The organism is Desertibacillus haloalkaliphilus (assembly GCF_019039105.1).
GTDB lineage: Bacteria > Bacillota > Bacilli > Bacillales > KJ1-10-99 > Desertibacillus > Desertibacillus haloalkaliphilus.
Genome location: NZ_JAHPIV010000254.1, coordinates 1 through 396, shown reverse-complemented (window position 1 = coordinate 396; position 396 = coordinate 1). Strand labels below are relative to the sequence as shown.

Here is a 396-nt window from a genome sequence, read left to right as displayed (position 1 = left end):
CTCTGCCACATATTCAAGGCATTCCAAATGAACTAAAACAAGTGTTCCTTAACATTCTTAAAAATGGAATTGAAGCGATGGATGGAGTAACAGGTGTGATCCAAGTGACTTCATTATTGAAAAACGACCAAATGATGCTGATATTTGAAGACCAAGGAAAGGGCATACCAGAAGACGAGATTGGGAAATTAGGTGAACCTTTTTACACAACGAAAGAAAAAGGCACGGGTCTTGGATTAATGATGACCATTAAGATTATTGAAAGCCATGGCGGTACCATTCGTTTTGAGAGCAAAAGCTTTGAAGGGACACGTGTGATTATTACGTTTCCAAGTAATTGAGATCAGCTTTACATGAAATCCATCCATTCTCAATAATTGCTTTGTACAATAGAAG

Annotated in this window: 1 protein-coding gene; it reads left to right on the top strand. The window is 37.6% G+C overall.

The window, feature by feature from the left end:
- Positions 1 to 341 (top strand): sensor histidine kinase (locus KH400_RS21805; RefSeq protein WP_217228206.1); only part of this gene is annotated, 341 nt, incomplete at its 5' end.
- Positions 342 to 396: the final 55 nt, after the last annotated feature.